The sequence below is a fragment of the Streptomyces sp. NPDC056373 genome, from assembly GCF_042262425.1.
In the GTDB taxonomy this organism is placed as follows: domain Bacteria; phylum Actinomycetota; class Actinomycetes; order Streptomycetales; family Streptomycetaceae; genus Streptomyces.
This window is the reverse complement of the sequence record NZ_JBHJPX010000001.1, coordinates 122917-144829: the sequence shown is the minus strand read 5'-3', so window position 1 is coordinate 144829 and position 21913 is coordinate 122917. Positions and strand designations below refer to the sequence as shown.

Here is a 21913-nt window from a genome sequence, read left to right as displayed (position 1 = left end):
CAGGCATACGACGCTGCGGCGCGTGTCACGGTTCACGCGCCGGGCACACGAACGCGTCCCTTCGTCACGGGTGTGTCATCCGCAGGACATCCAGGGCCTCGTCGAGCTGCTCCGCGGTCAGGTCCCCGCGTTCCACATACCCCCCGTCCAGCACGACCTGACGGATCGTCTTCCGCTCGGCCAGCGCCTTCTTGGCGACCTTCGCGGCCTCCTCGTACCCGATGTACTTGTTCAGCGGGGTCACGACGGAAGGGGAGGACTCGGCGTACTCCCGCGCCCGCTCGCGGTCGGCGGTGATGCCGTCGACGGTCCGGTCGGCGAGCAGCCGCGTCGCGTTGGCGAGCAGCCGGATCGACTCCAGCACGTTCTTGGCGATGACGGGCAGCATCACGTTGAGCTCGAAGTTCCCGGCGGCGCCGGCGGTCGCGACGGTGGCGTCGTTGCCCACGACCTGGGCCGCCACCATCAGCACGGCCTCGGGAACGACCGGATTCACCTTGCCCGGCATGATCGAGGAGCCGGGCTGGAGATCGGGCAGGGCGATCTCCGCCAGGCCCGTACGCGGCCCGGACGACATCCAGCGCAGGTCGTTGGCGATCTTCGTCAGCCCCACCGCGATGGTCCGCAGCTGGCCGCTGGTCTCGACGATGCCGTCCCGGGCGCCCTGCGCCTCGAAGTGGTTGCGGGCCTCGGTCAGGGGCAGACCGGTCGTCCGGGCGACCTCCTCGATCACGGCGGCGGAGAAGCCGGGCGGGGTGTTGATGCCGGTGCCGACGGCCGTACCGCCGAGGGGAAGTTCGGCGAGCCGCGGGAGGGAGCCCTCCAGACGCTCGATGCCGTACCGCACCTGGGCCGCGTACCCGCCGAACTCCTGGCCCAGCGTCACGGGCGTGGCGTCCATGAGGTGCGTCCGCCCCGACTTCACGACGTCGGCGAACTCCTCGGCCTTGCGCTCCAGGGAAGCGGCGAGATGGTCCAGGGCCGGGACGAGGTCGCGCGTGACGGCGGCGGTGGCGGCGATGTGGATCGAGGAGGGGAAGACGTCGTTGGACGACTGGGAGGCGTTGACGTGGTCGTTCGGGTGGACGCCGCTGCCCAGGCGCTCGCTCGCGAGGGTGGCGATGACCTCGTTGGTGTTCATGTTGGACGAGGTCCCGGACCCGGTCTGGAACACGTCGACCGGGAAGTGCTCGTCCCACCTGCCCTCGGCGACCTCCCCGGCCGCCTCCTGGATGGCCTGCGCGATGTCCTTGTCCAGGACCCCCAGCTCGGCGTTGACCTTGGCCGCCGCGCCCTTGATCCGGGCCAGCGCCTCGATGTGCGCGCGCTCGATGCGCTGCCCGGAGACGGGGAAGTTCTCCACGGCCCGCTGGGTCTGGGCCCGCCACTTGGCGTGCGCGGGCACCCGCACCTCGCCCATGGAGTCGTGCTCGGTGCGGTACTCGGTCCTGTCCTGCTCGTCGGTCATCGACGATCACCTCCACGTGTCACAGCGTCAGCGCCGGGACCACTGTTCCCCGTGGAGGCGAATCATCACCGCCGGCGTCAGGCGAGTCCGGGCCCGCGCACCGGAATGGAGGTGAACGTGGGCGACGGCGCGGGGTCCTGGAAGAAGTCGTTGCCCTTGTCGTCGACCACGATGAAGGCCGGGAAGTCCTCGACCTCGATCTTCCAGACGGCCTCCATGCCGAGCTCCTCGTACTCGACGACCTCGACCTTCTTGATGCAGTCCTGGGCCAGGCGCGCGGCCGGGCCGCCGATGGAGCCCAGGTAGAAGCCGCCGTGGGCGTCGCACGCGTCGGTGACCTGCTTGCTGCGGTTGCCCTTGGCGAGCATCACCCTGGAGCCGCCCGCCGCCTGGAACTGCTCCACGTAGGAGTCCATCCGGCCGGCCGTGGTCGGGCCGAAGGAGCCCGACGCGTAGCCCTCGGGGGTCTTCGCGGGACCGGCGTAGTACACCGGGTGGTCCTTCAGGTACTGCGGCATCTCCTCGCCCGCGTCCAGCCGCTCCTTGATCTTGGCGTGCGCGATGTCACGCGCCACGACCAGGGGGCCGGTCAGGGACAGGCGGGTCTTCACCGGGTACTTGGTGAGCTCCGCCAGGATCGTCTCCATCGGCTGGTTCAGGTCGATCTTCACGACGTCGCCGCTCTCGTCGAGCTGCTCGTCGGTCGTCTCGGGCAGGAACCGCGCCGGGTCCGTCTCCAGCTGCTCCAGGAAGACGCCCTCGGCGGTGATCTTCGCGACGGCCTGGCGGTCGGCGGAGCAGGACACGGCGATCGCGACCGGGCAGGACGCGCCGTGCCGCGGCAGGCGCACCACACGCACGTCGTGGCAGAAGTACTTGCCGCCGAACTGCGCGCCGATGCCGATCTTCTGCGTCAGCTCGAAGACCTTCTGCTCCAGCTCCTGGTCGCGGAAGCCGTGCCCGAGCTCGGAGCCCTCGGCCGGGATCTCGTCCAGGTAGTGCGCGGAGGCGTACTTCGCCGTCTTCAGCGCGTACTCGGCGGACGTACCGCCGACCACGATCGCCAGGTGGTAGGGCGGGCAGGCCGCCGTGCCCAGCGAGCGGATCTTCTCCTCCAGGAACTTCATCATGGAGGACTCGTTCAGGACGGCCTTCGTCTCCTGGTACAGGAACGACTTGTTGGCCGAGCCGCCGCCCTTGGCCATGAAGAGGAACTTGTAGGCGCCGCCGTCGGCCGCGTACAGCTCGATCTGCGCGGGGAGGTTGGAGCCGGTGTTCTTCTCCTCCCACATATTGAGCGGAGCCATCTGCGAGTAGCGCAGGTTCAGGTTCTGGTACGCGTCGTAGATGCCGCGGCTCAGGGCCTCCTCGTCGCGGCCCTGGGTCAGCACGTTCTGCCCGCGCTTGCCCATCACGATCGCCGTGCCCGTGTCCTGGCACATCGGCAGCACCCCGGCCGCCGCGATGTTCGCGTTCTTCAGCAGGTCCAGCGCCACGAACTTGTCGTTGCCGGAGGCCTCGGGGTCGTCGATGATGCGGCGCAGCTGCGCGAGGTGGGCCGGGCGCAGGTAGTGCTGGATGTCGTGGATGGCCTCTTCGGCGAGCTTGCGCAGCGCCTCCGGCTCCACCTGGAGGAAGGTCCGCCCGTCCGGCCCCTCGACCGTGGAGACACCCTCGGAGGTCACCAGCCGGTAGGGGGTGGTGTCCTCTCCCTGGGGGAGCAGATCGGTGTACGCGAACTCAGGCATCTCAGCCCATTCCTCACTCTGCGGACGGCGGCCCGCCTCCGTCGGCGGGCGCCCACCAGCGTAGAACCTGCCGCTGACGGCGAGCCCGTGAGGTAAGGCTGAGTTCGTCACACTCGGCCGCGAGAGGGGGCTGTCGCGATCTATCGTGTTTCGGTACGCTGCTGCCGTGGACCTTCAGAAGCAGGACCTCCAGAAGCCGGATCTCCACAAGGGGGATCTCCACAAGAGGGATCTCCGGCAGCAGGGCGCACCCGCCGCCTCAGAGCTCCGCGCCTCCGACGCCGAGCGCGACCGCATAGCCGACCTCCTGCGCGACGCCCTGGCCGAAGGCCGCCTCACCGCGGACGAGCACGCCGAGCGCGTCGAGGGGGTGCTGCGCGCCAAGACCGTCGGCGAGCTGGAGGTCTTCGTGCGGGACCTGCCCGCGGCCCACCGCCCGGGCCCCGGCCCCGCCCACTCACCGGCCCCCTGGCGCCCCACCGCCGGTGCCGTCCCGGTCGACCCGGACGACAACGTGGTCGCGGTGTTCAGCAGCGCCGTCCGCAAGGGCCGCCGGCGCACGGGCCGCCGTATCCACGCGTACGCGATCTTCGGCAGCGTCGAGATAGACCTCAGCGAGGCCCTCTTCGACCACCAGCAGGTCGTCGTCAAGTCCTTCGCGATCTTCGGCAGCGTCGACATCCGCGTCCCGGAGAACGTGTCGCTGCGCGGCATGGGCGGCGGCGTCCTCGGCAGCTTCGAGGTGGCCACGCTCGACTCGGACGACCCCGAGGCCCCCATCGTCTACGTCGACGGCTGGGCCGTCCTGGGCAGCGTCGAGGCCCGGCCGCGGCGGGGCAAGATCGTCGCGGACATCCTGGACCGGGTGCAGCGCAAGGTCGACAAGGGTTTGCGCAAGCACCTGGGGCATTGACAGCCGCGAATCCCCCGAAACCGGCGGTTCGGAACTCAGTGCATAGGCGCGCGTACAGCGGGTAGGGCTTGCTGCATCGTCTCTCGCTCGCGAAGCCGTCGTCAGGAGTAGACCGTGCTGCAACCGCCGCATTCGTCCCTGCAGGTCGCTGCCGTTCCGGCCCCGCGGGTGCCGGCGCGAGACAGGGACCAGGACGCCCCGTGGCACACCGAGGCGGTGTGCCGGCGCGACGAGGCTGGCCTGTTCTTCGCGCCCTCCAAGGAACCGACCGCCGCGAGGCTGTCCCGGGAGGAAGCGGCGAAACGGGTCTGCGCCCGCTGTCCCGTGATGGTCGAGTGCCGCGAACACGCCCTGCTCCAGCCGGAGCCCTACGGCGTCTGGGGCGGCCTCACCGCCGCGGAACGCCGCGTGGTGCTGGCCCGGCGGCGCCGCCGCGAGATGGAGCTGAAGAAGACGGCCCGCCCGGCGGACCGGATAGCCGCGGCCGGCTGACGGCCTGGCAGCACGGAAAGGGGCGCCCCCACCGCACCGGGGACGCCCCTTTCCGTTCGACGCCCTCAAGGGGCGCGGGGCTGTATCGACTTGCGGCTCCGCCGCGCGGGCGCGGTCAACCACAACGGACCCGCACTCGCCGGCGGTCCCCGCCTCTTCGGCGCGCTACTTCCCCTTGTCGAAGTCGATCGCGCTGTAGGCCCGCAGCTTGCTCAGCCGGTGCTCGGAGGAGATCCGGCGGACCGTGCCCGACCGCGACCGCATCACGATCGAGTCGGTCGTCGCGGTCTCCGCCCGGTAGCGCACCCCGCGCAGCAGCTCGCCGTCCGTGATGCCGGTCGCCACGAAGAACACGTTCTCGCCGGTGACCAGGTCCTCGGTCGTCAGCACCCGGTCGAGATCATGCCCTGCCTCGATCGCCCGCTGCCGCTCCTCGTCGTCCTTCGGCCACAGCTTGCCCTGGATCGTGCCGCCCAGGCACTTCACCGCGCAGGCCGAGATGATGCCCTCGGGCGTACCGCCGATGCCGAGCAGCAGATCGACCCCGGTGCCCTCCCGCAGCGCCAGGATCGAGCCGGCCACGTCACCGTCGGAGATCAGCCTGATGCGCGCGCCGGTCTCCCGGATCTCCTTGATGATGCCCTCGTGCCGCGGCCGGTCCAGGATCACCACCGTGACGTCCTCGGGTGCGGAGCGCTTGGCCTTGGCGACCCGGCGGATGTTCACCGACACCGGGGCGTTGATGTCGACGAAGTCGGCCGCCTCGGGCCCGGTGACGAGCTTGTCCATGTAGAAGACGGCGGACGGGTCGAACATGGACCCGCGCTCGGCGGCGGCCAGCACCGCGATCGCGTTCGTCATGCCCTTCGCGGTCAGCGTGGTGCCGTCGATCGGGTCGACGGCGATGTCGCACTCGGGCCCGGTCCCGTCGCCCACGTGCTCCCCGTTGAACAGCATCGGGGCTTCGTCCTTCTCGCCCTCGCCGATGACGACGACGCCGTTCATCGAGACGGTGGAGACGAGAGTCCGCATGGCACGCACTGCGGCACCGTCGGCGCCGTTCTTGTCACCACGCCCGACCCAGCGGCCCGCGGCCATCGCCGCCGCCTCGGTCACCCGGACCAGTTCCAGGGCGAGGTTGCGGTCGGGGGCCTCGGAGGGCACATCAAGCTCGGACGGCAAGTGATGATGCTCGGTCATCGGAGCGCACCTTTCTGTACGACGACGGCCGGATGAGGGTGTTGTTCGCCCGACTCTATCGCCGAGACCGCAAAATGAGCAGGGGCCCCCACGGATGAGCGCGGCAGGGACCTGCGACGATAGGGGGCGTGGCAGGCACGAACGGCAAGCAGAAGACGGCGCGGGACATGGTCCTCTCGATGGGGATCATCATCCTGGTGGCGGGCTTCGTGTACCTCTTCATCCCGCACGACGACAGCGCGCGGGAGGTCAAGGCCGTCGACTACCGGGTCGAGCTGCTCACGGCACGCCGCGCCGCCTCCTACCCCGTGGCCGCGCCCGAGGGTCTGTCCGACGCGTGGAAGGCCACCTCCGTCCGCTTCCGGGGCGACGAGTACGACGCCTGGCACCTCGGCTTCCACGATCCCGAGGGGGAGTACGTGGCGGTCGAGCAGTCCACTCAGCGTCGCCCCGTCTTCCTGGACGAGGCGACGCAGGGGGCTCACGAGACCGGGAAGACCGAGAAGATCGACGGCGAGACCTGGACCCGTTACGAGGGCGGCCGCTACGACGCGCTGGTCCTGCAGGGCACCAAGGGCTCGACGACGGTCGTCACGGGCACCGCGTCGTTCGCGCAGCTCGCGAAGATGGCCGGGGCGCTGGAGACGAAGTAGGCGCAGAAGGAAGGCCCCCGGCGACTGCCGGGGGCCTTGCCGTGTTCGTCGGTCAGACCGTCGTGACGACCTGGTCGAACTCCAGGCGCGGGGAGCGCGGGTACCAGGCGTCCGGGCCGGGGCGGCCGATGTTGACGACCATCAGGGGGGTGTGGTCGTCGTCCAGGAACTCCTTGCGGACACCCTCGAAGTCGAAGCCCGTCATCGGGCCGGCGGCGAGACCGGCGGCGCGGACGCCGACGATGAAGTACGCGGCCTGGAGGGCGGCGTTCAGCCCGGCGGCGTTCTCGCGGACCGGGCGCTCGGTGAAGAAGATGTCCTTGATCTGCGGGGCGGCCGGGAACAGGTGCGGCAGCTCCTCGTGGAACTCGTTGTCCGCGGAGAGGATCGCCACCAGCGGCGCGCTCGCCGTCTTGGGCCGGTTGCCCTCTGCCATGTGCGCCACCAGGCGCTCACGGGCCTCGGGGGAGCGGACCAGGGTGATGCGCAGCGGGGTCTGGTTGAAGGCGGTCGGACCGTACTTGACCAGGTCGTAGATCGCCTGCACCTGCTCGTCGGTCACCGGCTCGTCGGTGAAGGTGTTGGCGGACCGGGCCTCGCGGAACAGCAGGTCCTGGGCGGCGGGGTCAAGAACGAGGGACATGGATGCACTTTCTCGTGTCTGGTCCGGAAGATCGGCTGACGTCTTCGACCGTACGCCAGTGAAGTTCAACGTTCAACTAATGTGAGGGTGTCGTGTGTCACCCCGAACCCGAACGGTCCCGATCACTCCGCGCCCTCGTCCTCCGCGGTCTCCTCCGCCAGCGCCGCGTCCAGCCGCGCCCGGGCCCCGTCCAGCCAGCGCCGGCACACCTTGGCCAGCTCCTCGCCCCGCTCCCACAGCGCGAGGGACTCCTCCAGCGTCGTGCCGCCCGCCTCCAGACGCCGGACGACCTCGATCAGCTCGTCCCGCGCCTGCTCGTACCCGAGCGCCTCGCCGGCGCCCGGTGTCTGTTCAACCTCGCTGGTCATCCACTCACCCTATGTGTCCACTCGTACGGAGAACTCACCCTCGGAGACCCGCGCGCGCAGCGCCTCGCCGGCCTGCACCTCGCCCGGGTCGCGGACGGCGTGCCCGTCCGCCTTCTGCAGCACGGCGTACCCGCGCTTCAGGGTCGCGGCGGGGGAGAGGGCCACCACGCGCGCGTGCGTGTGCGCCAGCTCCGAGTCCGCCCGGTCGAGCTGGTGCCGCACACAGCGCCGGCCCCGGTCGAGCAGGTCCGCCACCTGGTCCGCCCGCACATCGATCATCCTGTGCGGATCCTCTATCGACGGCCGCGCCAGCGCGTGCGCCAGCCCGCGCTCCTCACGCTCCACCAGCGCCGCCACGCACCGCCGCGCCCGGTCCCGCAGCAGCCGTACCCGCTCGTACTCCTCGCCGACGTCCGGCACGACCTTCTTGGCGGCGTCGGTGGGCGTGGAGGCGCGCAGGTCGGCGACCTGGTCCAGCAGCGGGTTGTCCGGTTCGTGCCCGATGGCGGACACCACCGGCGTACGGCACTGCGCGACCGTGCGGATCAGCTGCTCGTCGGAGAACGGCAGCAGGTCCTCCACGCTGCCGCCGCCCCGGGCGACGATGATCACGTCCACGGCGTCGATCGCGTCGAGCTCCTTCACCGCCTGCACGACCTGCGGCACGGCGTGCACGCCCTGCACGGCGACGTTGCGCACCTCGAAGCGGACGGCGGGCCAGCGGTGCCGGGCGTTCTCCAGAACGTCGCGCTCGGCGGCCGAGGCCCGTCCGCAGACCAGCCCGACCAGCTGCGGCAGGAACGGCAGCGGCTTCTTGCGCTCCGGCGCGAACAGCCCCTCCCGCGCGAGGGCCTTCTTCAGCTGCTCCAGCCGCGCGAGCAGTTCACCGACCCCGACGGGCCGTATCTCGGCGGCCCGCAGCGACAGCTGCCCCCGCGGGGCGTACCACTCGGGCTTGGCGAGGACGACGACCCGGGCGCCCTCGCTCACCACGTCCGCGACGGCGTCGAACACCTGCCGGTAGCAGGTGACGCTGACGGAGATGTCGTACGAGGGGTCCCGCAGCGTCAGGAACACCACACCGGCGCCCGGCCGCCGCGACAACTGCGTGATCTGCCCCTCGACCCACACCGCCCCGAGCCGGTCGATCCAGCCCCCGATGAGCCGCGACACCTCGCCGACGGGCAGCGGGGCTTCGGGCGTCGTGTTCACAGCCATGCCGCGAGGGTAGTGGGCACCGCCGACAACAGGACTCAGCCGCCCTGAGGAGACCGGCGCCTTGTGGGGGCGACGGTACGGGGCGGCCGTCGCGCGGGCTCCGGCACCTCGCGGGGGCGACGGTACGGGGCAGGCGCCTTGCGGGCGCGGGCGTCTCGCGGGGGCGGGCGCCTTGCGGGGGCGACGGTACGGCTCGGCTCCTGGGGGGACCGGACCTCAGGGGGTCAGGGGCTCGGCTCGGATCACGAGGGTGTCGGCTCCGGCGGTCGGCTGCCCTGCGCGGCCAGCACCACCAGGCCGGCGACCAGCCACACCGCGCCCACCACCTGGGCCGTTCCCGAGGCCTCCACGATCACGGCGACCGTGATCGCCGCTCCCGCCACGGGCGCCAGCACATGCCGCCACCAGATCACCGTCCCGCCCCGGCGCTTCACCGCGAACCAGCCCACCACACTCGCGTGCAGCAGGAGGAAGGCGGTCAGCGCCCCGATGTCGACCACCGACACCAGCTGGTCCATGCCGTCGTCACGGCGGGCCGCCCACACCGCCGCCACCAGTGTCACGACGGCGGCGCACAGCAGTGCCACCCGCGGCACCCCGTCGTTCGTCCGGGACAGCACCCGAGGCAGCCGCCGGTCGCGGCCCATGGCGAACAGCAGCCGGCCCGCCGCGGCCTGCCCGGCCAGCGCCGCGAAGGCCGCACCGATCGCCTTGCTCACCGCCACCAGGTCGTGCAACCAGGTGCCGACCGAGGCGTCGAGCGTGTCGTAGAAGGCAGACCCCTGCAGGCCCGGCTCCGCCGCCAGCCGCGCCGACGACACCGGCTCCAGCAGCGCCACGAGATACGTCTGCGCGATGAACAGCACACCCGCGAACGCCAGGCAGAACAGCAGCGCTCGCGCGATCTTCGCCGAGCCGCCCGTGACCTCCTCCGCGAAGGAGGCGATCGCGTCGAACCCCAGGTACGACAGCACCGCCACCGACACCGCCCCGAGCACCGCGGACAGCGCGAACGCCCCTTGCGTGCCGTCCCCCGTCAGCGGCGACAGCCAGCCCCGCTCCGTGCCGTCCCGGGCCAGCACCACGACCGCCGACACCACGAACACGACCAGGACCACGACCTCCGTCGCCAGCACCAGGAAGCCCACCCGGGCGGCGGCCCGTACGCCCCACAGGTTCAGCAGTGTCGTCACGACCACGGCCAGCGCCGTCCACACCCACCGCGACACCTCCGGGACCAGCGCGTTCATCGCCACCCCGGAGAACAGGTACGCCACCGCGGGGATCAGGACGTAGTCGAGCATCGCCATCCAGCCCGCCACGAACCCGGCACCGTTCCCGAGCCCCACGCGCGCGTAGGCGAACACCGAGCCCGCCTGGGGGACCACCCGCACCATCTGGGCGTAGCTGAACGCGGTGAACGCCATCGCGATCGTGGCGACCAGGTAGACCAGCGCGACCGCGCCGTGCGACTTGGCGTCCAGCGTGCCGAACACGCCCACCGGGGCCATCGGAGCGATGAACAGCAGCCCGTAGACGACCAGATCACGGAAGCCGAGACTGCGCCGCAGCGCGCGTTCCCCCTCGGCCTCGGGGGTCGTCGTTCCGGTCTCGGACATCGTGCCTCCGCTCCCGCCGTACGTCACTCGCGTCGCGCCATGTCCTTCTTCCCGGAGACGGCGCGCACACGCGATCTCTGCCCGGCCGGACGCGGCCTTACGATGGGACGCATGTCTGCTTCGCCTGGCCGCCGTGTCCTGCTCGCCGCCCCCCGTGGCTACTGCGCGGGTGTGGACCGCGCCGTGATCGCCGTCGAGAAAGCCCTGGAGCAGTACGGCGCTCCGGTGTACGTCCGGCACGAGATCGTCCACAACAAGTACGTCGTGCAGACCCTGGAGAAGAAGGGCGCGATCTTCGTCGAGCAGACGGAGGAAGTGCCCCCGGGGAACATCGTCATGTTCTCCGCGCACGGCGTTGCCCCCGTCGTCCACGAGGAGGCCGAGCGCGGCAAGCTCGCCACCATCGACGCCACCTGCCCGCTGGTCACCAAGGTCCACAAGGAAGCCGTCCGTTTCGCGAACGAGGACTACGACATCCTCCTGATCGGCCACGAGGGCCACGAGGAGGTCATCGGCACCTCCGGCGAGGCCCCCGAGCACATCCAGCTCGTCGACGGGCCGGGCGATGTGGCGAAGGTCGAGGTCCGTGACCCGTCCAAGGTCGTCTGGCTCTCCCAGACCACGCTGTCCGTCGACGAGACCATGGAGACCGTCGACGCCCTGAAGGACAAGTTCCCGCAGCTCATCTCCCCGCCCAGCGACGACATCTGCTACGCCACGCAGAACCGCCAGCTGGCCGTGAAGCAGATGGGCGCCGAGTCGGACCTGGTCATCGTGGTCGGCTCCCGCAACTCCTCCAACTCCAAGCGGCTCGTCGAGGTCGCCAAGATCGCCGGTGCCCGCGAGGCCTACCTCGTGGACTTCGCCGACGAGATCGACGAGGCCTGGCTGGAAGGCGTGAGCACGGTCGGTGTCACCTCGGGCGCCTCCGTCCCGGACGTCCTGGTCGAGCAGGTCCTGGAATACCTCTCCGGGCGCGGCTTCGAGGACGTCGAGATCGTCAAGGCGGCCGAGGAGTCCATCACGTTCTCCCTGCCCAAGGAACTGCGCCGTGACCTGCGCGAGGAGGCCGCCGCCCTGGCCGCCGGGCGGGGCGGCGCCGGGACCGGTGAACATTCCGGGGAGTGATCGGGGACAGGCCGGGCAGCCCCGCTGTCCGTCCTGTGACCGTCAGTCGCTCGTCGTAACGTAGGGCCATGCAGATCTTCGGAGTGGACATCGGCGGATCCGGGATCAAGGGTGCGCCGGTGGACTTGGACAAGGGCGACCTGGCACAGGAGCGGCACAAGGTCCTCACCCCCCACCCGGCCACGCCCGACTCGGTGGCCGACGGCGTCAAGCAGGTCGTCGACCACTTCGGCTGGACGGGCCCGGTCGGAGTGACCTTCCCGGGTGTGGTCACCGACGGAGCCACGATCCGCACGGCGGCGAACGTCGACGACAGCTGGATCGACACCGACGCCCGCGCCCTGCTCGGCGAGCGGCTGGGCGGGCTGCCGGTGACGGTGGTCAACGACGCGGACGCGGCGGGCGTCGCCGAGATGAACTTCGGCGCGGGCCGCGACCGCCGGGGCACGGTGATCCTGCTGACCTTCGGCACCGGCATCGGCAGCGCGCTCTTCGTCGACGGTGTCCTCGTGCCCAACACCGAGCTGGGCCACCTGGAGCTCGACGGGCACGACGCGGAGAAGCGGGCCTCCAGCAAGGCGCGCGAGGACCACGACATGACGTGGGAGCACTGGGCGGCGCACCGCGTGCGCAAGTATCTCGCCCACGTCGAGATGCTGTTCTCGCCGGAGCTGTTCATCATCGGCGGCGGTGTCAGCCGCAAGTCGCACAAGTTCCTGCCCCACATCGAGGGGATCAAGGCGGAGATCGTCCCGGCGCAGCTGCAGAACAACGCGGGCATCGTGGGCGCGGCGATGCGGGCGGCCGGACACTAGGGCCGCTTCGGGCCGCCGGGGGTGTGAGACCGACGGCCTGCACGAGGGCTGCTGGGCCGGATGACGTCAGGCCGGTGGCCGGCGTGGAGGCTGCTTCGGGCCGGGTGGTGTCGTCCCTCGGTCGGCGCGGGGCCGTCGCGGACCGGGCGGCGGGCCGGTGGCCGGCGTGAGATGGGGCGCCGGGCGGTGGCCGGCGTGAGATGGGGCGCCGGGCGGTGTCAGGCCGGTGGCCGGGCTCCTGCTCCTGCCGTCCGCCGGCGGTGCACCAGTCGGATGCGCCGGACGATCACGATCAGCCCGGCGATCAGCGTCCCTCCGTACAGCCAGCCCGCCTGTGTCGCGAGCGCCGTCACCAGGCCCATCAGCGTGCCGCCGATCCCTCCCTCGTCGTCGGCCACCGGCAGCAGCCCCACGGCGAACGCGATCGGCATCACGACAGGCGCGGTCATCAGGTCTCCCCGGCGCACCCAGAGGGCGGTCAGCGCGCACACCGGCAGGAACAGCACGCCGTACGCTGTCAGGGACTGCCCGAACAGCGCCGAGCAGACCACGCCGAGCAGGAACATCACCACCGTGCAGAACAGCCCGCTGCCCAGCCCGGTCAGCCGGGGGTTCGGCGCACCTCCCGTGGCGGCCGCCGGTGCGGATGCGGGCCGCCGCACCGGCGCCGGGCGGCGCTGCTGCCCGGGCGGCCGTGCCGCACGCACGGGCTCGCCCTCAGCCCTCCGTCCCGCACGCACGGGCTCACCCCCCGCCTCCCGTCCCGCCTGCGACGGCAGGGGTTGCCTGGGCGGCCTGGGCCGGTCCCGTCGCGGTCCGTACCGGGGAGAACGCGTCCTGTATTGCTCCACCGCACCAACTTAGGTCGTTCAATATGCCGAATGGCCCTCCAGACACACCGTCGGCCGAGCATGGCCATGCGTTCGACACGTCGCCGGGACGGTTCCGGACACGCCGTAGACTGGTGGATCGGCCGGTCCCCTGGCCCCCGGGGCCTCTGCCCTCACGGGAACCCGGCCCCCTGGCCCTCCACTCACGGGAAGTCGCAACGTGTCGCTCACGATCGGAATCGTCGGTCTGCCGAATGTCGGCAAGTCGACCCTGTTCAACGCCCTGACCAAGAACGACGTGCTGGCGGCCAACTACCCGTTCGCCACCATCGAGCCGAACGTCGGCGTGGTCGGCGTCCCCGACCCGCGCCTCACCAAGCTGGCCGAGATCTTCTCCTCGCAGCGGGTACTCCCGGCCACCGTCGACTTCGTCGACATCGCCGGGATCGTGCGCGGTGCGTCCGAGGGTGAGGGGCTCGGCAACAAGTTCCTCGCGAACATCCGCGAGTCCGATGCGATCTGCCAGGTCATCCGTGCCTTCAAGGACGAGAACGTCGTGCACGTGGACGGCAAGGTCTCGCCCAAGGACGACATCGAGACGATCAACACCGAGCTGATCCTCGCGGACCTGCAGACCATCGAGAAGGTCCTGCCGCGCCTCCAGAAGGAGTCGCGCATCAAGAAGGACATCGCGCCGAAGGTCAAGGCCGTCGAGGAGGCGAAGGAGATCCTGGAGAAGGGCGACACGCTGTTCTCCGCGGGCATCGTCCAGGGCTCCGGCAACGAGGAGCTGCTGCACGACCTGCACCTGCTCACCACCAAGCCGTTCCTCTACGTCTTCAACGTCGACGAGGACGAGCTGACCGACGACGACTTCAAGAACGAGCAGCGGGCGCTGGTCGCCCCGGCCGAGGCGATCTTCCTCAACGCCAAGCTGGAGGCGGACCTCGCCGAGCTCGACGAGGACGAGGCGCTGGAACTCCTCCAGTCCGTCGGCCAGGAGGAGCCGGGCCTGGCGACCCTCGCCCACGTCGGTTTCCGCACGCTGGGCCTCCAGACGTACCTGACCGCCGGCCCCAAGGAATCCCGCGCCTGGACGATCAAGAAGGGCGCCACCGCCCCCGAGGCCGCCGGCGTCATCCACACCGACTTCCAGAAGGGCTTCATCAAGGCGGAGGTCATCTCCTTCGACGACCTGGTGGAGACGGGCTCGGTGGCGGAGGCCCGCGCGAAGGGGAAGGCGCGCATGGAGGGCAAGGAGTATGTGATGCAGGACGGGGATGTGGTGGAGTTCCGCTTCAATGTCTAGCGGCTGACATATCACCACGTCGCCGATCTGGCAAACATGCAGGCCAGATAGGGTCCGACTCTTCGGAGTCGGGCCCTGTGTGTTTTCCCGTGCTGGGATGGGGTGAGGGCGTCCGTGCTGGGATGTGCACTGCTCAGCCTGGAGCCCGATGGTTGTCCAGAGGTTCTCCAAGGCGTCCTGCCAGGGCCAGTGTTCGGGGAAGTGCCAGGTCAGCGTGTGGGCGCCCTTCGGCAATCGGGCAGGGACATGGAGGAGTTGGCGTCGTATGGTGCCGGTTCTGGCGCGGGTGTGGAAGGTGGAGGCCAGGGTGCCGAGCGCGCGGGTGAGGTTGTGGGCGAGGGCGGCGAGGGTGCTCCAGGTGGCGTTCGCGGTGAACTTTCCCGATGGCAGGTGCCCGAGTCTTGAGAGCCGTGGCTCCGCCTCTTCCGGTCGGCTGTCAAGGGCGGCCGGAGACTCACTGCTGGGCGGGGTTCTGGTATCGCGGGGCGAGTGTGCTGGTGGACGAGGAGCGGAGCCCGAATTCCGCCGCGGCGATGCGATCCACCGCCTCGCCGTCGACCAGTCCGGGCACGCACACGACCTCGCCGGTTTCCAAGGCCCTCAGTGAAGCGGTCACCACGTCCTCGACGGGCATGCCTCCGTCGTCGTGTACGCGCGCTGCATCACCGGCTACCGGATCCTGGCCCTGGGTGAGATGGAACTCGGTTGCCGTCAGCCCGGGGCACAGCACCTGGACACGAACCGGCGCACCGTCCAACTCTGCGGCGAGGGTTCGGCTGAAGGTGACTACGTACCCCTTGGTCCCTCCATAGACCGCCCGCACCGGCAGCGGGTCTGGCGGAAGCGAACCGGCGAAGGCGAGGGTGGAAGCCACATTCACCACGGTGCCGCGGCCGCGTGCCAGCATGACTGGCACGGCTGCACGGGCGAGCCGGGTGAGCGCCACCACGTTCACGGCCATCACCTTCTCCAGCAGTGCTGTATCGGTCTCGGCGAAGGGGCCGTAGCCGTTGATGCCCGCGTTGTTCACCAGCAGCTCGACGTCGTCCTCGGCGGTTCGCCGGGCAACCCGGTCCAGGTCACCGGCATCGCCCAGATCCGCGACGACGGTTTCCACTCGTACGTCGTGCTGCCCGGTCAGCTCCGCGGCAAGTGCGCGGAGACGCTCTGCGCGACGCGCCACCAGCACCAGATCGTGACCGTCCGCAGCGAGCCGACGTGCGTAGGCCGCACCGATGCCCGAGGAGGCACCGGTCACGATGGCTGTTCCCCTGGCGGGAAGGGATTCGGGATGGATAGTCATGAAGTCCTCCTTGCATGCGTGATTCGGCGGAGGCGTCCCTCAGGTGGACACCATCCGGGTCCAGGGCCGTCGCTGGCTACGCGGTGGTGTGGCGCTTGGCCTCGCCAGTGATGATCCCCAGTGCTTCGGTGATGTGGTCGTGGTGGGTGCGGTGGGAGACCACGCAGACGCGCAGGGTGTAGCGACCGTCGACGACCGTGCTGGAGAGCACGATGCGCCGGTGGCCGTTGATCCGTTCCAGCAGACGGCGGCTTGCCTCATCGGCCTGCTCGGCGGCGGCCCGGCTGCCGTCGGCGGGGCGGACGCGGAAGATCACGGTGGACAGGTCCGGGCGCTGCAGGACCTCCAGCTGCGCGACGCCGGACAGCGTGTCGTGGACGTGTTCGGCCAGGTCGAGCTTCTCGTCCAGAGCCTCGCGGAAGGCGTCCACCCCGTGCAGGTGCAGGGGAAGCCAGGCCCGCAGACCACGGATCTCGTGGGTCAGCTCGGGCCCGAGCCGGCCGGAGTCCGGGACGCTCCCCGCCGCCCCCATGTCCTGGAGGTAGCTGCCGGTGCCGTCGTGCGCGGCGTGCAGGGCGGCGAGGTCGCGGATGACCAGGGCGCCGGTGCCGAACGGCATGAACAGCGTCTTGTGCGGGTCCAGGGTGATCGAGTCGGCCTGCTCCATACCGGCGAGGCGCTCTGAGCCGCGTGCGGTGAGCCGGAAGAAGCCGCCGTAGGCCGCGTCGATGTGGAACCACACGTCCTCGCGGCGGGCCAGGTCGGCCAGCTGCGGCAGCGGGTCGACGGTGCCGGTGTCGGTGGTGCCGGCGGTGGCCACCAGCAGGAACGGCCGCAGCCCGGCGTCCCGGTCGGAGCGGATCATCGCGGCGGCAGCTTCGGGGTCCATCCGCAGGTCCGGGGTGTGCGGCACGGTACGTATGTGAGCCGCGCGGATGCCGGCGAGGCGGGCGGCCTTGGCAACGGAGTGGTGGGCGAAGGCGGTGGTGTAGACGGTGCCGCCGGCGAGTTCCTCGCCGAGCCGGTCGTGCCGGGCGGCGACCGTGGCGGAGAACGTGGCCATCGAGCCACCGCTCGTCAGCAGGCCACCGCTGCCCTCCGGAAGGCCGCACACCTCGCGGGCCATCCAGCGGATCACACTCTCCTCCAGCGCGGCCAGGGCCGGCGCGACCGAGGCCAGTCCGCCGTAGCGGTTGGTGGCGCGGTTGTAGAACTCGGCGAGCGCGGCCGAATACAGGCCGCTGCCCGGGATGTAGGCCAGGTGACCCGGCCCGGCGGTCTCCAGAGCGCAGTCGGCGGCCTCGTCCAGGCGCGCGAGCAGAGCCTTCAGGTCACCGCCCCGGTCGGGCGGCGGCGCCAGGAAGGACTCCACGAGCTCGGCCTCGGCCCGCGGCGACAGGGGGCTGCTCGCTGGGCGGGCCGCGAGCTTTTCGGTGCGGTCGACGACACGGTCCAGGACAAGACCGCCCATCTCGGTCATCGCGGCGCGGTCGGGTTCCAGGGGGAAGGGGTGCATGAGGCAGTCCGATGTACGTGAGAGGGGTACGGAAGCGGCGGGCCCGGGGCCCGGGCCCGCGGCGCGTGACCAGGATGCGCCGAGAAGAGCGGCATACGATGGCGTAAGCAGTGCCCGAATGGCTCTTCGACGCATGATTGTTCGCCGATTCAGCCACTACGCTGCATTTCATGCCACGCCCTCTGTACGACAGCATCGACCGGGCGATCCTGGATCACCTCCAGCGCCACGGACGCACCCCCAACGTCGACCTCGCCGAGGCCGTACGCCTGTCGCCCTCGTCCTGCCTGCGCCGCACCAAGGCGCTGGAGGAGGACGGGGTCCTGGCCGGCTACCGGGCCGATCTGGACCGCGAGCGTCTCGGCCTCGGCCTGACGGTGTTCCTCTCCCTCAAGGTCGAGCACTCCCGCACCACCTCTCAGGTGGTCGAAGAGGCGCTGAAGGCGATCGAGCACGTGGTCGCCTGCCACGTGGTCTCCGGCGACGCCGACTTCTTCGTCGAACTCGCCGTGCCGGACCTGCGTACCTTCGAAAAGGTGCTCACGGACCAGATCCTGGCCATCGGCCCTATCCGCGACGCCCGGAGCACCTTCTGCATCCGCACCGTCATCGACCGCGGCCCGCTACCCCTCACCTCCTGGCCTGCCCCACGCCCGTCTCACGTTCAGCGGCGACAACCTGGTTGATGAGTTCGAGGAATCGATTCCGTACTCGTTCGGCGTGGTCGATCTCCTGGCCGAGGAGGGGAGGGCGTCCGTCCTGAAGCTGTTCCGGGGTGGCGATCGCTTCCCGTTGGCGTTGCAGGTCCTCGGCTGCCGGAATGTGCGGGGTGGTGGTCGAGGTGGTGAGGGGCGCGGTCATCAGGTGTCTCTGTGTGAGTGGTGTGGTGGCGGGCGCGATGAAGTGGTCAGCGTGCGGCCCGGGGCGGAGTGGTGTCGCGGACGAAGACGGGCTTGAGGTGCTTTTCGGGCAGGGCGTCGGGGAGTTGTTCCCAGTCGAGGACGTGGGAGACGACGCGTTCGGGGGTGACGGTGCCGGAGGTGGCCAGGGCGAGGGCGTCGGGGATGTGGGTGCGGACGTTGTCGCGGGCGATGCGCAGGGTGACGCCGATGAGGTACATGTCGAGCAGGGGGAGTTCGCCGGGGCGGAAGTGGTTGCCGGCCGATTCGCAGATGCCTTCGGGGGCGAGGGACTTGACGGCGAGGGTGAGCTGGTCGACGCGGCCGGTGGCCTCGACGGCGAGGTCGAAGCCGTGGCGGATCGGTTCGATCGTTTCGGCGGTGCGGGCGCCGAAGCTGTCGGCGAGCTTGCGGTGTTCGGGGTCGGGGTCGACGTAGAGGATGTCGGAGGCGCCGAGGGCGCGGGCGATGTCGCAGACATACAGGCCGATGCTGCCGCGGGCGACGACCAGCACCCGGGCGCCGGGGTGGGCCTTGAGGTGGGGTGCGACCAGGCGCCAGGACAGGGACCAGTTGTCGCTGGCCGAGGCCATCGCGACCGGGTCGAGGCCGACGGGCAGAGGGACCAGCATGGCGTCCGCGTACGGGACGTGGACGAGGTCGGAGAAGAGCCCGCCCCAGTTGCCGCCGATCGGCGCGCCGTACATCGCCATGTGCGGGACCGAGGTGCAGTGGGCGGTCAGTCCGGCGAGGCAGTGGTCGCAGGTGCCGCAGCTGATCGACCAGGGCACGACCACCAGGTCGCCGGGGGTCACGGCCGTGACGGCGTCGCCGGTCTCGATGACCCGGGCCACGCACTCGTGGCCGAGGGCGAACGGCGGGTCGATGAAGCCGTGTCCGGCCAGGATCGCGGTGTCGACGTCGCAGGAGGTCGCGGCCACCGGGGCGACGATCGCCTCCTGGTCGGAGCGGAGTCGGGGGTCGGGGGCCTCGCGCCACTCGGCCGAGTTCCGGGCTACGTAGGTCAGTTCACGCATCGGTCTTCTCCCTGTCCTGCTGGGCCAGGGCGACCAGGTCGGCGTGGCGGATGACGGAGCCGCCCGCACCCCAGGTTCCGTCCGGCTGCTCGTGTACAAGAACCCACGCCCGCAGCGCGTCGTCCGGAGCGAGGCCGGCAGCTGCCAGAACCGTCTTCGTCGCCTCCTCGACCAGGCCGGTCTTGCGCCGCTCGGACAGCGCCCCCTGCGGCACCGTCACCTCCACGAGGAAGCGGGGAGCGTCATCCTCGGCGGTGGTCTGGGCGCCGTCAGGCAGCTCGAAGAGGTAGCTCCACGCCTGGGCGCGGAAGAAGGCGGTGTCGGGTGCCCCCTCCCAGCGCAGCAGCACGGCCGCGAGGTCGCGCTGGACGGTGGCGCGGCCCTCCGCGGTGAGGGCGCCGACGGGCACGGTCAACCGGATCATGGGCATGGCGGCTCCTATGACGAGTGTTATAGACCTCGGCCACGGTAGACTATGACGGTTGTTATAGCCAGAGGGGAGTGCTCAGACGTGGTCAAGAGCAGTGCGCCGTCGCGCGAGCGGATCGTGGCCGGTGCCGCGGACATGATCAGTCGGCGCGGGCTGAGTGCGACGAGCATCCGGGAGATGGCCAAGCACGCCAAGGCGCCGCTCGGCTCGACGTACCACTACTTCCCCGAGGGCAAGCAGCAACTGGCCACGGAGGCCGTCCGGTTCACGGGCGAGTGGGTGGCGCGGAGCCTGCGCAAGGAGCTGGAGGCGGGCCCGGCCGCGGGGCTGCGGGCGTTCCTCGCGCTGTGGCGGAAGATCGTGGTGGAGAGCGACTTCCATGCCGGCTGCCCCGTCCTGGCGGTGGCCATCGAGGAGCCTCCGGCCGACGAGATCCCACCCGCCCTGGCCGCTGCGGCCGAGGTCTTCGAGCAGTGGGAAGACTTGCTCGCCGCTTCGCTGCGGGCGCACGGCGCCGGGGCCGAGCAGGCCGCGCAGCTCGCGACGCTCATCGTCGCCGCCGTCGAGGGCACGGTGGCCATGTGCCGCGCCAAGCGGAGCACCGAGCCACTCGACCGCACCGCCGAACAGTTGCAGGCCCTCATTGCTGCCGCGATCAGGGACTGAACAGAGCGCCAGGCGACGCCTGTCATGCTCAGCCCTGCTCGGGCACCGTGCCTCGGCGGCCGCCCGGTCGGACGGGCAGGACGATGGCCGAAGGGTGTTCCGGGTCGTGGAAAACCTGCTGGTCGGCGGCGCGGAGCGTGGTGGCCGTGGTGAGCGGTTCGCCGGTGCCGGGGTTGCGGTGGTACTGGGGGAAGGCGCCGCTGGAGACCTGGACCCGGATGTGGTGGCCGCGTTTGAAGCGGTAGGCCGTCGGTCACAACTGGACCCCCGCGCACGCCGGTTCGGCGGCGTCGCCCCGGTGAGGCGGATCAGCCCGTCGCAGACGTTGAAGGAGCGTCCCTTCTCGTCGACGTCACAGAGGCGGATATACACATCGGCGTACGGCAGGCTGGAGCAGAAGAAGATCTCGGCGCTCACCTCGCCGATCATCTCGGCGTCCTCCTCCAGCGCCGGTGTCGTGTACGTCAGTACGTCCGCCCGCGCCTCCAGTTTGGCGTTGTCCACCCGGCCGGACTTCTCCACCATCCCCACGCGTATGCCGCCGAGGGCCGGGGTGGGGTCGGCCGGGTCGTAGCGGTAGCCGTCCGGGGGGGGCGAGGTGGCGGGCAGGTCGGTGGCGAGGGCGCCGCCGGACTGCAGGTCGCGCTCACACCGGAAGGGGGCGAACGGTCCTGCGGAGCCGAACGTGCCGCGCGTGCTCACGACGACCACCTGGAAGCCGCGCTCGGCCAGCGGCTTGGCGGTCTGCACGGCGAGCGTCCCTGATCGGCCGTACGGGGTGCGGATCAGCGCGGCCGGCAGGCCGTCGCCGCCGGACGCCGGGTACCAGCGGTCGGCCAGCAGAACGGCGCTGTCCCGCATCGACAGCATCAGATCGCGCTCGACCGCCAGATCCCGGGTCTTCGGCGGCGGGAGCCGTTGCAGGCGCTGGATGAAGCGGCTGGTGAGGTTCACGGGATGTGACCCTTGGTTCGGAAGGGGAGCTTAGAGGGCGGCGAGGAGCCGGGCGGCAGAAGGCTGCGGGCGGATTCCTTCGGGGCTTCGGGCTCCGTGCCGTTGATCAGCAGAGTGCCACGGCCGCGTCCGGGCCGCCCGCGCAGAGAACTTCCGCCCGTACGCCCACCCTGCGCGACGAGGCCGGACGCACGGGCGCCCTGCTCACGCGCCGAGCGCGGCGCGGATCGCCTTGACCTTCTCCTCGGTGAACACGCCGCTGTCGAGGAGGGAGAGGACGGGCAGCACGCCGCCGCTGGAGCCCCAGCTGCCCTCGTCGATGACGCGGAAGTTGACCCACCAGGTCGGCGACGGCTGCGGCAGGCCGCAGGCGTCGGCCAGCGCGGCCAGGACGCGCTCGATGACGGCGGTCCTGACCTCCTGCCGCCAGTCCCCGTCCATCACCGCCACGTCGATCACCATCACGTCGGCGTCCGGGCCGACGTCCGTGAGGAGCCGGCCGCCGATCGCCATCATGTCGGGCTCACGCTCGACGAAGTGCACCTGGAAGCCGACCCGCGCGGGCGGCGCGAACTGCCCCACCTCGGGCACGAGGACCGCGTCCGTCAGCGTCTCGGCCAGCGTGCGGCGCTGCTCCAGGCTCAGGCGGCCCTTGGGGCTGTTCACGGTAATGATCGTCACGACATCCTCCTATGACAGTCGTT

General features: G+C 70.7%; 22 protein-coding genes and 1 pseudogene. 8 read left to right on the top strand and 15 right to left on the bottom strand.

The features are described from left to right. Nucleotides 1-64 precede the first annotated feature (64 nt). On the bottom strand, nucleotides 65-1468 hold the full coding sequence (locus ACFCXS_RS00695) for a class II fumarate hydratase (protein ID WP_376640543.1): 1404 nt from the start codon (nucleotides 1466-1468) through the stop codon (nucleotides 65-67). Between the two features lie 77 nt (nucleotides 1469-1545). Next, entirely contained in the window at nucleotides 1546-3216 is a 1671-nt protein-coding gene (locus ACFCXS_RS00690) for a fumarate hydratase (RefSeq protein WP_376640541.1), read from the bottom strand. A 166-nt stretch (nucleotides 3217-3382) separates the two neighbouring features. On the opposite strand from ACFCXS_RS00690, the gene ACFCXS_RS00685 reads away from it, so the two are divergent. Both ACFCXS_RS00685 and ACFCXS_RS00680 read left to right on the top strand, forming a co-directional pair. Then, entirely contained in the window at nucleotides 3383-4129 is a 747-nt protein-coding gene (locus ACFCXS_RS00685) for a DUF1707 domain-containing protein (RefSeq protein WP_376640539.1), read from the top strand. A gap of 114 nt (nucleotides 4130-4243) precedes the next feature. Continuing rightward, nucleotides 4244-4621: a WhiB family transcriptional regulator gene (locus ACFCXS_RS00680; RefSeq protein WP_053675314.1), complete on the top strand. Its 378-nt coding sequence runs from the start codon at nucleotides 4244-4246 to the stop codon at nucleotides 4619-4621. 165 nt (nucleotides 4622-4786) lie between these two features. Here ACFCXS_RS00680 and glpX read toward each other — a convergent pair whose 3' ends face one another. Beyond that, nucleotides 4787-5821, bottom strand: coding sequence for a class II fructose-bisphosphatase (gene glpX, locus ACFCXS_RS00675; RefSeq protein WP_376640536.1), 1035 nt, complete (start codon nucleotides 5819-5821; stop codon nucleotides 4787-4789). Nucleotides 5822-5949: 128 nt separating this feature from the next. On the opposite strand from glpX, the gene ACFCXS_RS00670 reads away from it, so the two are divergent. Then, entirely contained in the window at nucleotides 5950-6474 is a 525-nt protein-coding gene (locus ACFCXS_RS00670; protein WP_376640534.1) for a DUF4245 domain-containing protein, read from the top strand. A 52-nt stretch (nucleotides 6475-6526) separates the two neighbouring features. Here ACFCXS_RS00670 and ACFCXS_RS00665 read toward each other — a convergent pair whose 3' ends face one another. From ACFCXS_RS00665 to ACFCXS_RS00650, 4 genes are all read right to left on the bottom strand, one after another. Beyond that, nucleotides 6527-7117, bottom strand: a complete 591-nt coding sequence (locus ACFCXS_RS00665; RefSeq protein ID WP_376640532.1) for a malonic semialdehyde reductase — start codon at nucleotides 7115-7117, stop codon at nucleotides 6527-6529. A gap of 122 nt (nucleotides 7118-7239) precedes the next feature. Further along, nucleotides 7240-7485, bottom strand: a complete 246-nt coding sequence (locus ACFCXS_RS00660) for an exodeoxyribonuclease VII small subunit (RefSeq protein ID WP_376640531.1) — start codon at nucleotides 7483-7485, stop codon at nucleotides 7240-7242. A 9-nt stretch (nucleotides 7486-7494) separates the two neighbouring features. Continuing rightward, nucleotides 7495-8703 carry an exodeoxyribonuclease VII large subunit gene (xseA, locus tag ACFCXS_RS00655; RefSeq protein ID WP_376640530.1) on the bottom strand — a complete coding sequence of 403 codons (1209 nt, stop codon included), beginning with the start codon at nucleotides 8701-8703 and terminating at the stop codon, nucleotides 7495-7497. 242 nt (nucleotides 8704-8945) lie between these two features. After that, nucleotides 8946-10322 carry an APC family permease gene (locus ACFCXS_RS00650; RefSeq protein ID WP_376640528.1) on the bottom strand — a complete coding sequence of 459 codons (1377 nt, stop codon included), beginning with the start codon at nucleotides 10320-10322 and terminating at the stop codon, nucleotides 8946-8948. A gap of 102 nt (nucleotides 10323-10424) precedes the next feature. Between ACFCXS_RS00650 and ACFCXS_RS00645 the strand changes: the two genes are divergently transcribed. Both ACFCXS_RS00645 and ppgK read left to right on the top strand, forming a co-directional pair. Then, a complete protein-coding gene (locus ACFCXS_RS00645; RefSeq protein ID WP_376640525.1) occupies nucleotides 10425-11450 on the top strand; it encodes a 4-hydroxy-3-methylbut-2-enyl diphosphate reductase in 1026 nt (341 codons plus the stop codon). Between the two features lie 68 nt (nucleotides 11451-11518). Then, the gene (gene ppgK, locus ACFCXS_RS00640) at nucleotides 11519-12265 is read left to right on the top strand and encodes a polyphosphate--glucose phosphotransferase (RefSeq protein WP_376640523.1); all 747 of its coding nucleotides are present in this window, start codon (nucleotides 11519-11521) and stop codon (nucleotides 12263-12265) included. A 218-nt stretch (nucleotides 12266-12483) separates the two neighbouring features. Here the strand turns inward: ppgK and ACFCXS_RS00635 are convergent, their stop codons facing one another. Continuing rightward, nucleotides 12484-13116, bottom strand: a complete 633-nt coding sequence (locus ACFCXS_RS00635; RefSeq protein ID WP_376640521.1) for a DUF6542 domain-containing protein — start codon at nucleotides 13114-13116, stop codon at nucleotides 12484-12486. 199 nt (nucleotides 13117-13315) lie between these two features. Between ACFCXS_RS00635 and ychF the strand changes: the two genes are divergently transcribed. After that, the gene (ychF, locus tag ACFCXS_RS00630) at nucleotides 13316-14404 is read left to right on the top strand and encodes a redox-regulated ATPase YchF (protein ID WP_376640519.1); all 1089 of its coding nucleotides are present in this window, start codon (nucleotides 13316-13318) and stop codon (nucleotides 14402-14404) included. A gap of 454 nt (nucleotides 14405-14858) precedes the next feature. Here ychF and ACFCXS_RS00625 read toward each other — a convergent pair whose 3' ends face one another. Together ACFCXS_RS00625 and ACFCXS_RS00620 are read right to left on the bottom strand one after the other, a co-directional pair. Beyond that, entirely contained in the window at nucleotides 14859-15707 is an 849-nt protein-coding gene (locus tag ACFCXS_RS00625; RefSeq protein WP_376640516.1) for an SDR family NAD(P)-dependent oxidoreductase, read from the bottom strand. A 76-nt stretch (nucleotides 15708-15783) separates the two neighbouring features. Beyond that, entirely contained in the window at nucleotides 15784-17223 is a 1440-nt protein-coding gene (locus ACFCXS_RS00620; protein WP_376640515.1) for a pyridoxal phosphate-dependent decarboxylase family protein, read from the bottom strand. Between the two features lie 170 nt (nucleotides 17224-17393). Between ACFCXS_RS00620 and ACFCXS_RS00615 the strand changes: the two genes are divergently transcribed. Beyond that, complete coding sequence (locus tag ACFCXS_RS00615) at nucleotides 17394-17909, top strand: Lrp/AsnC family transcriptional regulator (protein WP_376640512.1); 516 nt, start codon at nucleotides 17394-17396, stop codon at nucleotides 17907-17909. Nucleotides 17910-18130: 221 nt separating this feature from the next. Here the strand turns inward: ACFCXS_RS00615 and ACFCXS_RS00610 are convergent, their stop codons facing one another. After that, nucleotides 18131-19159, bottom strand: a complete 1029-nt coding sequence (locus ACFCXS_RS00610; RefSeq protein ID WP_376640510.1) for a zinc-binding dehydrogenase — start codon at nucleotides 19157-19159, stop codon at nucleotides 18131-18133. Beyond that, nucleotides 19152-19589 carry a 4-oxalocrotonate tautomerase family protein gene (locus ACFCXS_RS00605; RefSeq protein WP_376640508.1) on the bottom strand — a complete coding sequence of 146 codons (438 nt, stop codon included), beginning with the start codon at nucleotides 19587-19589 and terminating at the stop codon, nucleotides 19152-19154. The genes ACFCXS_RS00610 and ACFCXS_RS00605 overlap by 8 nt, the downstream gene beginning before the upstream one ends. An 81-nt stretch (nucleotides 19590-19670) precedes the next feature. Here ACFCXS_RS00605 and ACFCXS_RS00600 point away from each other — a divergent pair, with 81 nt between their 5' ends. After that, nucleotides 19671-20255 carry a TetR/AcrR family transcriptional regulator gene (locus ACFCXS_RS00600; RefSeq protein ID WP_376640506.1) on the top strand — a complete coding sequence of 195 codons (585 nt, stop codon included), beginning with the start codon at nucleotides 19671-19673 and terminating at the stop codon, nucleotides 20253-20255. A gap of 28 nt (nucleotides 20256-20283) precedes the next feature. On the opposite strand, the gene ACFCXS_RS00595 is transcribed toward ACFCXS_RS00600, so the two are convergent. From ACFCXS_RS00595 to ACFCXS_RS00585, 3 genes and pseudogenes are all read right to left on the bottom strand, one after another. Beyond that, complete coding sequence (locus tag ACFCXS_RS00595) at nucleotides 20284-20475, bottom strand: hypothetical protein (protein ID WP_376641485.1); 192 nt, start codon at nucleotides 20473-20475, stop codon at nucleotides 20284-20286. Between the two features lie 140 nt (nucleotides 20476-20615). Continuing rightward, nucleotides 20616-21116, bottom strand: a pseudogene (locus ACFCXS_RS00590) (CocE/NonD family hydrolase); the annotation flags it as partial. Nucleotides 21117-21413: 297 nt separating this feature from the next. Beyond that, nucleotides 21414-21890, bottom strand: coding sequence for a 4-oxalocrotonate tautomerase family protein (locus ACFCXS_RS00585; RefSeq protein ID WP_376640504.1), 477 nt, complete (start codon nucleotides 21888-21890; stop codon nucleotides 21414-21416). Nucleotides 21891-21913: the final 23 nt, after the last annotated feature.

Coding starts and splice junctions, on each gene's coding strand:
- xseA (WP_376640530.1), bottom strand. CDS start 8,703: ATGGCTGTGAACACGACGCCCGAAGCCCCGCTGCCCGTCGGCGAGGTG.
- glpX (WP_376640536.1), bottom strand. CDS start 5,821: ATGACCGAGCATCATCACTTGCCGTCCGAGCTTGATGTGCCCTCCGAG.
- ACFCXS_RS00615 (WP_376640512.1), top strand. CDS start 17,394: ATGCCACGCCCTCTGTACGACAGCATCGACCGGGCGATCCTGGATCAC.
- ACFCXS_RS00690 (WP_376640541.1), bottom strand. CDS start 3,216: ATGCCTGAGTTCGCGTACACCGATCTGCTCCCCCAGGGAGAGGACACC.
- ACFCXS_RS00645 (WP_376640525.1), top strand. CDS start 10,425: ATGGGACGCATGTCTGCTTCGCCTGGCCGCCGTGTCCTGCTCGCCGCC.
- ACFCXS_RS00625 (WP_376640516.1), bottom strand. CDS start 15,707: ATGACTATCCATCCCGAATCCCTTCCCGCCAGGGGAACAGCCATCGTG.
- ppgK (WP_376640523.1), top strand. CDS start 11,519: ATGCAGATCTTCGGAGTGGACATCGGCGGATCCGGGATCAAGGGTGCG.
- ACFCXS_RS00605 (WP_376640508.1), bottom strand. CDS start 19,589: ATGCCCATGATCCGGTTGACCGTGCCCGTCGGCGCCCTCACCGCGGAG.
- ACFCXS_RS00665 (WP_376640532.1), bottom strand. CDS start 7,117: ATGTCCCTCGTTCTTGACCCCGCCGCCCAGGACCTGCTGTTCCGCGAG.
- ACFCXS_RS00650 (WP_376640528.1), bottom strand. CDS start 10,322: ATGTCCGAGACCGGAACGACGACCCCCGAGGCCGAGGGGGAACGCGCG.
- ACFCXS_RS00660 (WP_376640531.1), bottom strand. CDS start 7,485: ATGACCAGCGAGGTTGAACAGACACCGGGCGCCGGCGAGGCGCTCGGG.
- ACFCXS_RS00620 (WP_376640515.1), bottom strand. CDS start 17,223: ATGCACCCCTTCCCCCTGGAACCCGACCGCGCCGCGATGACCGAGATG.
- ACFCXS_RS00610 (WP_376640510.1), bottom strand. CDS start 19,159: ATGCGTGAACTGACCTACGTAGCCCGGAACTCGGCCGAGTGGCGCGAG.
- ACFCXS_RS00695 (WP_376640543.1), bottom strand. CDS start 1,468: ATGACCGACGAGCAGGACAGGACCGAGTACCGCACCGAGCACGACTCC.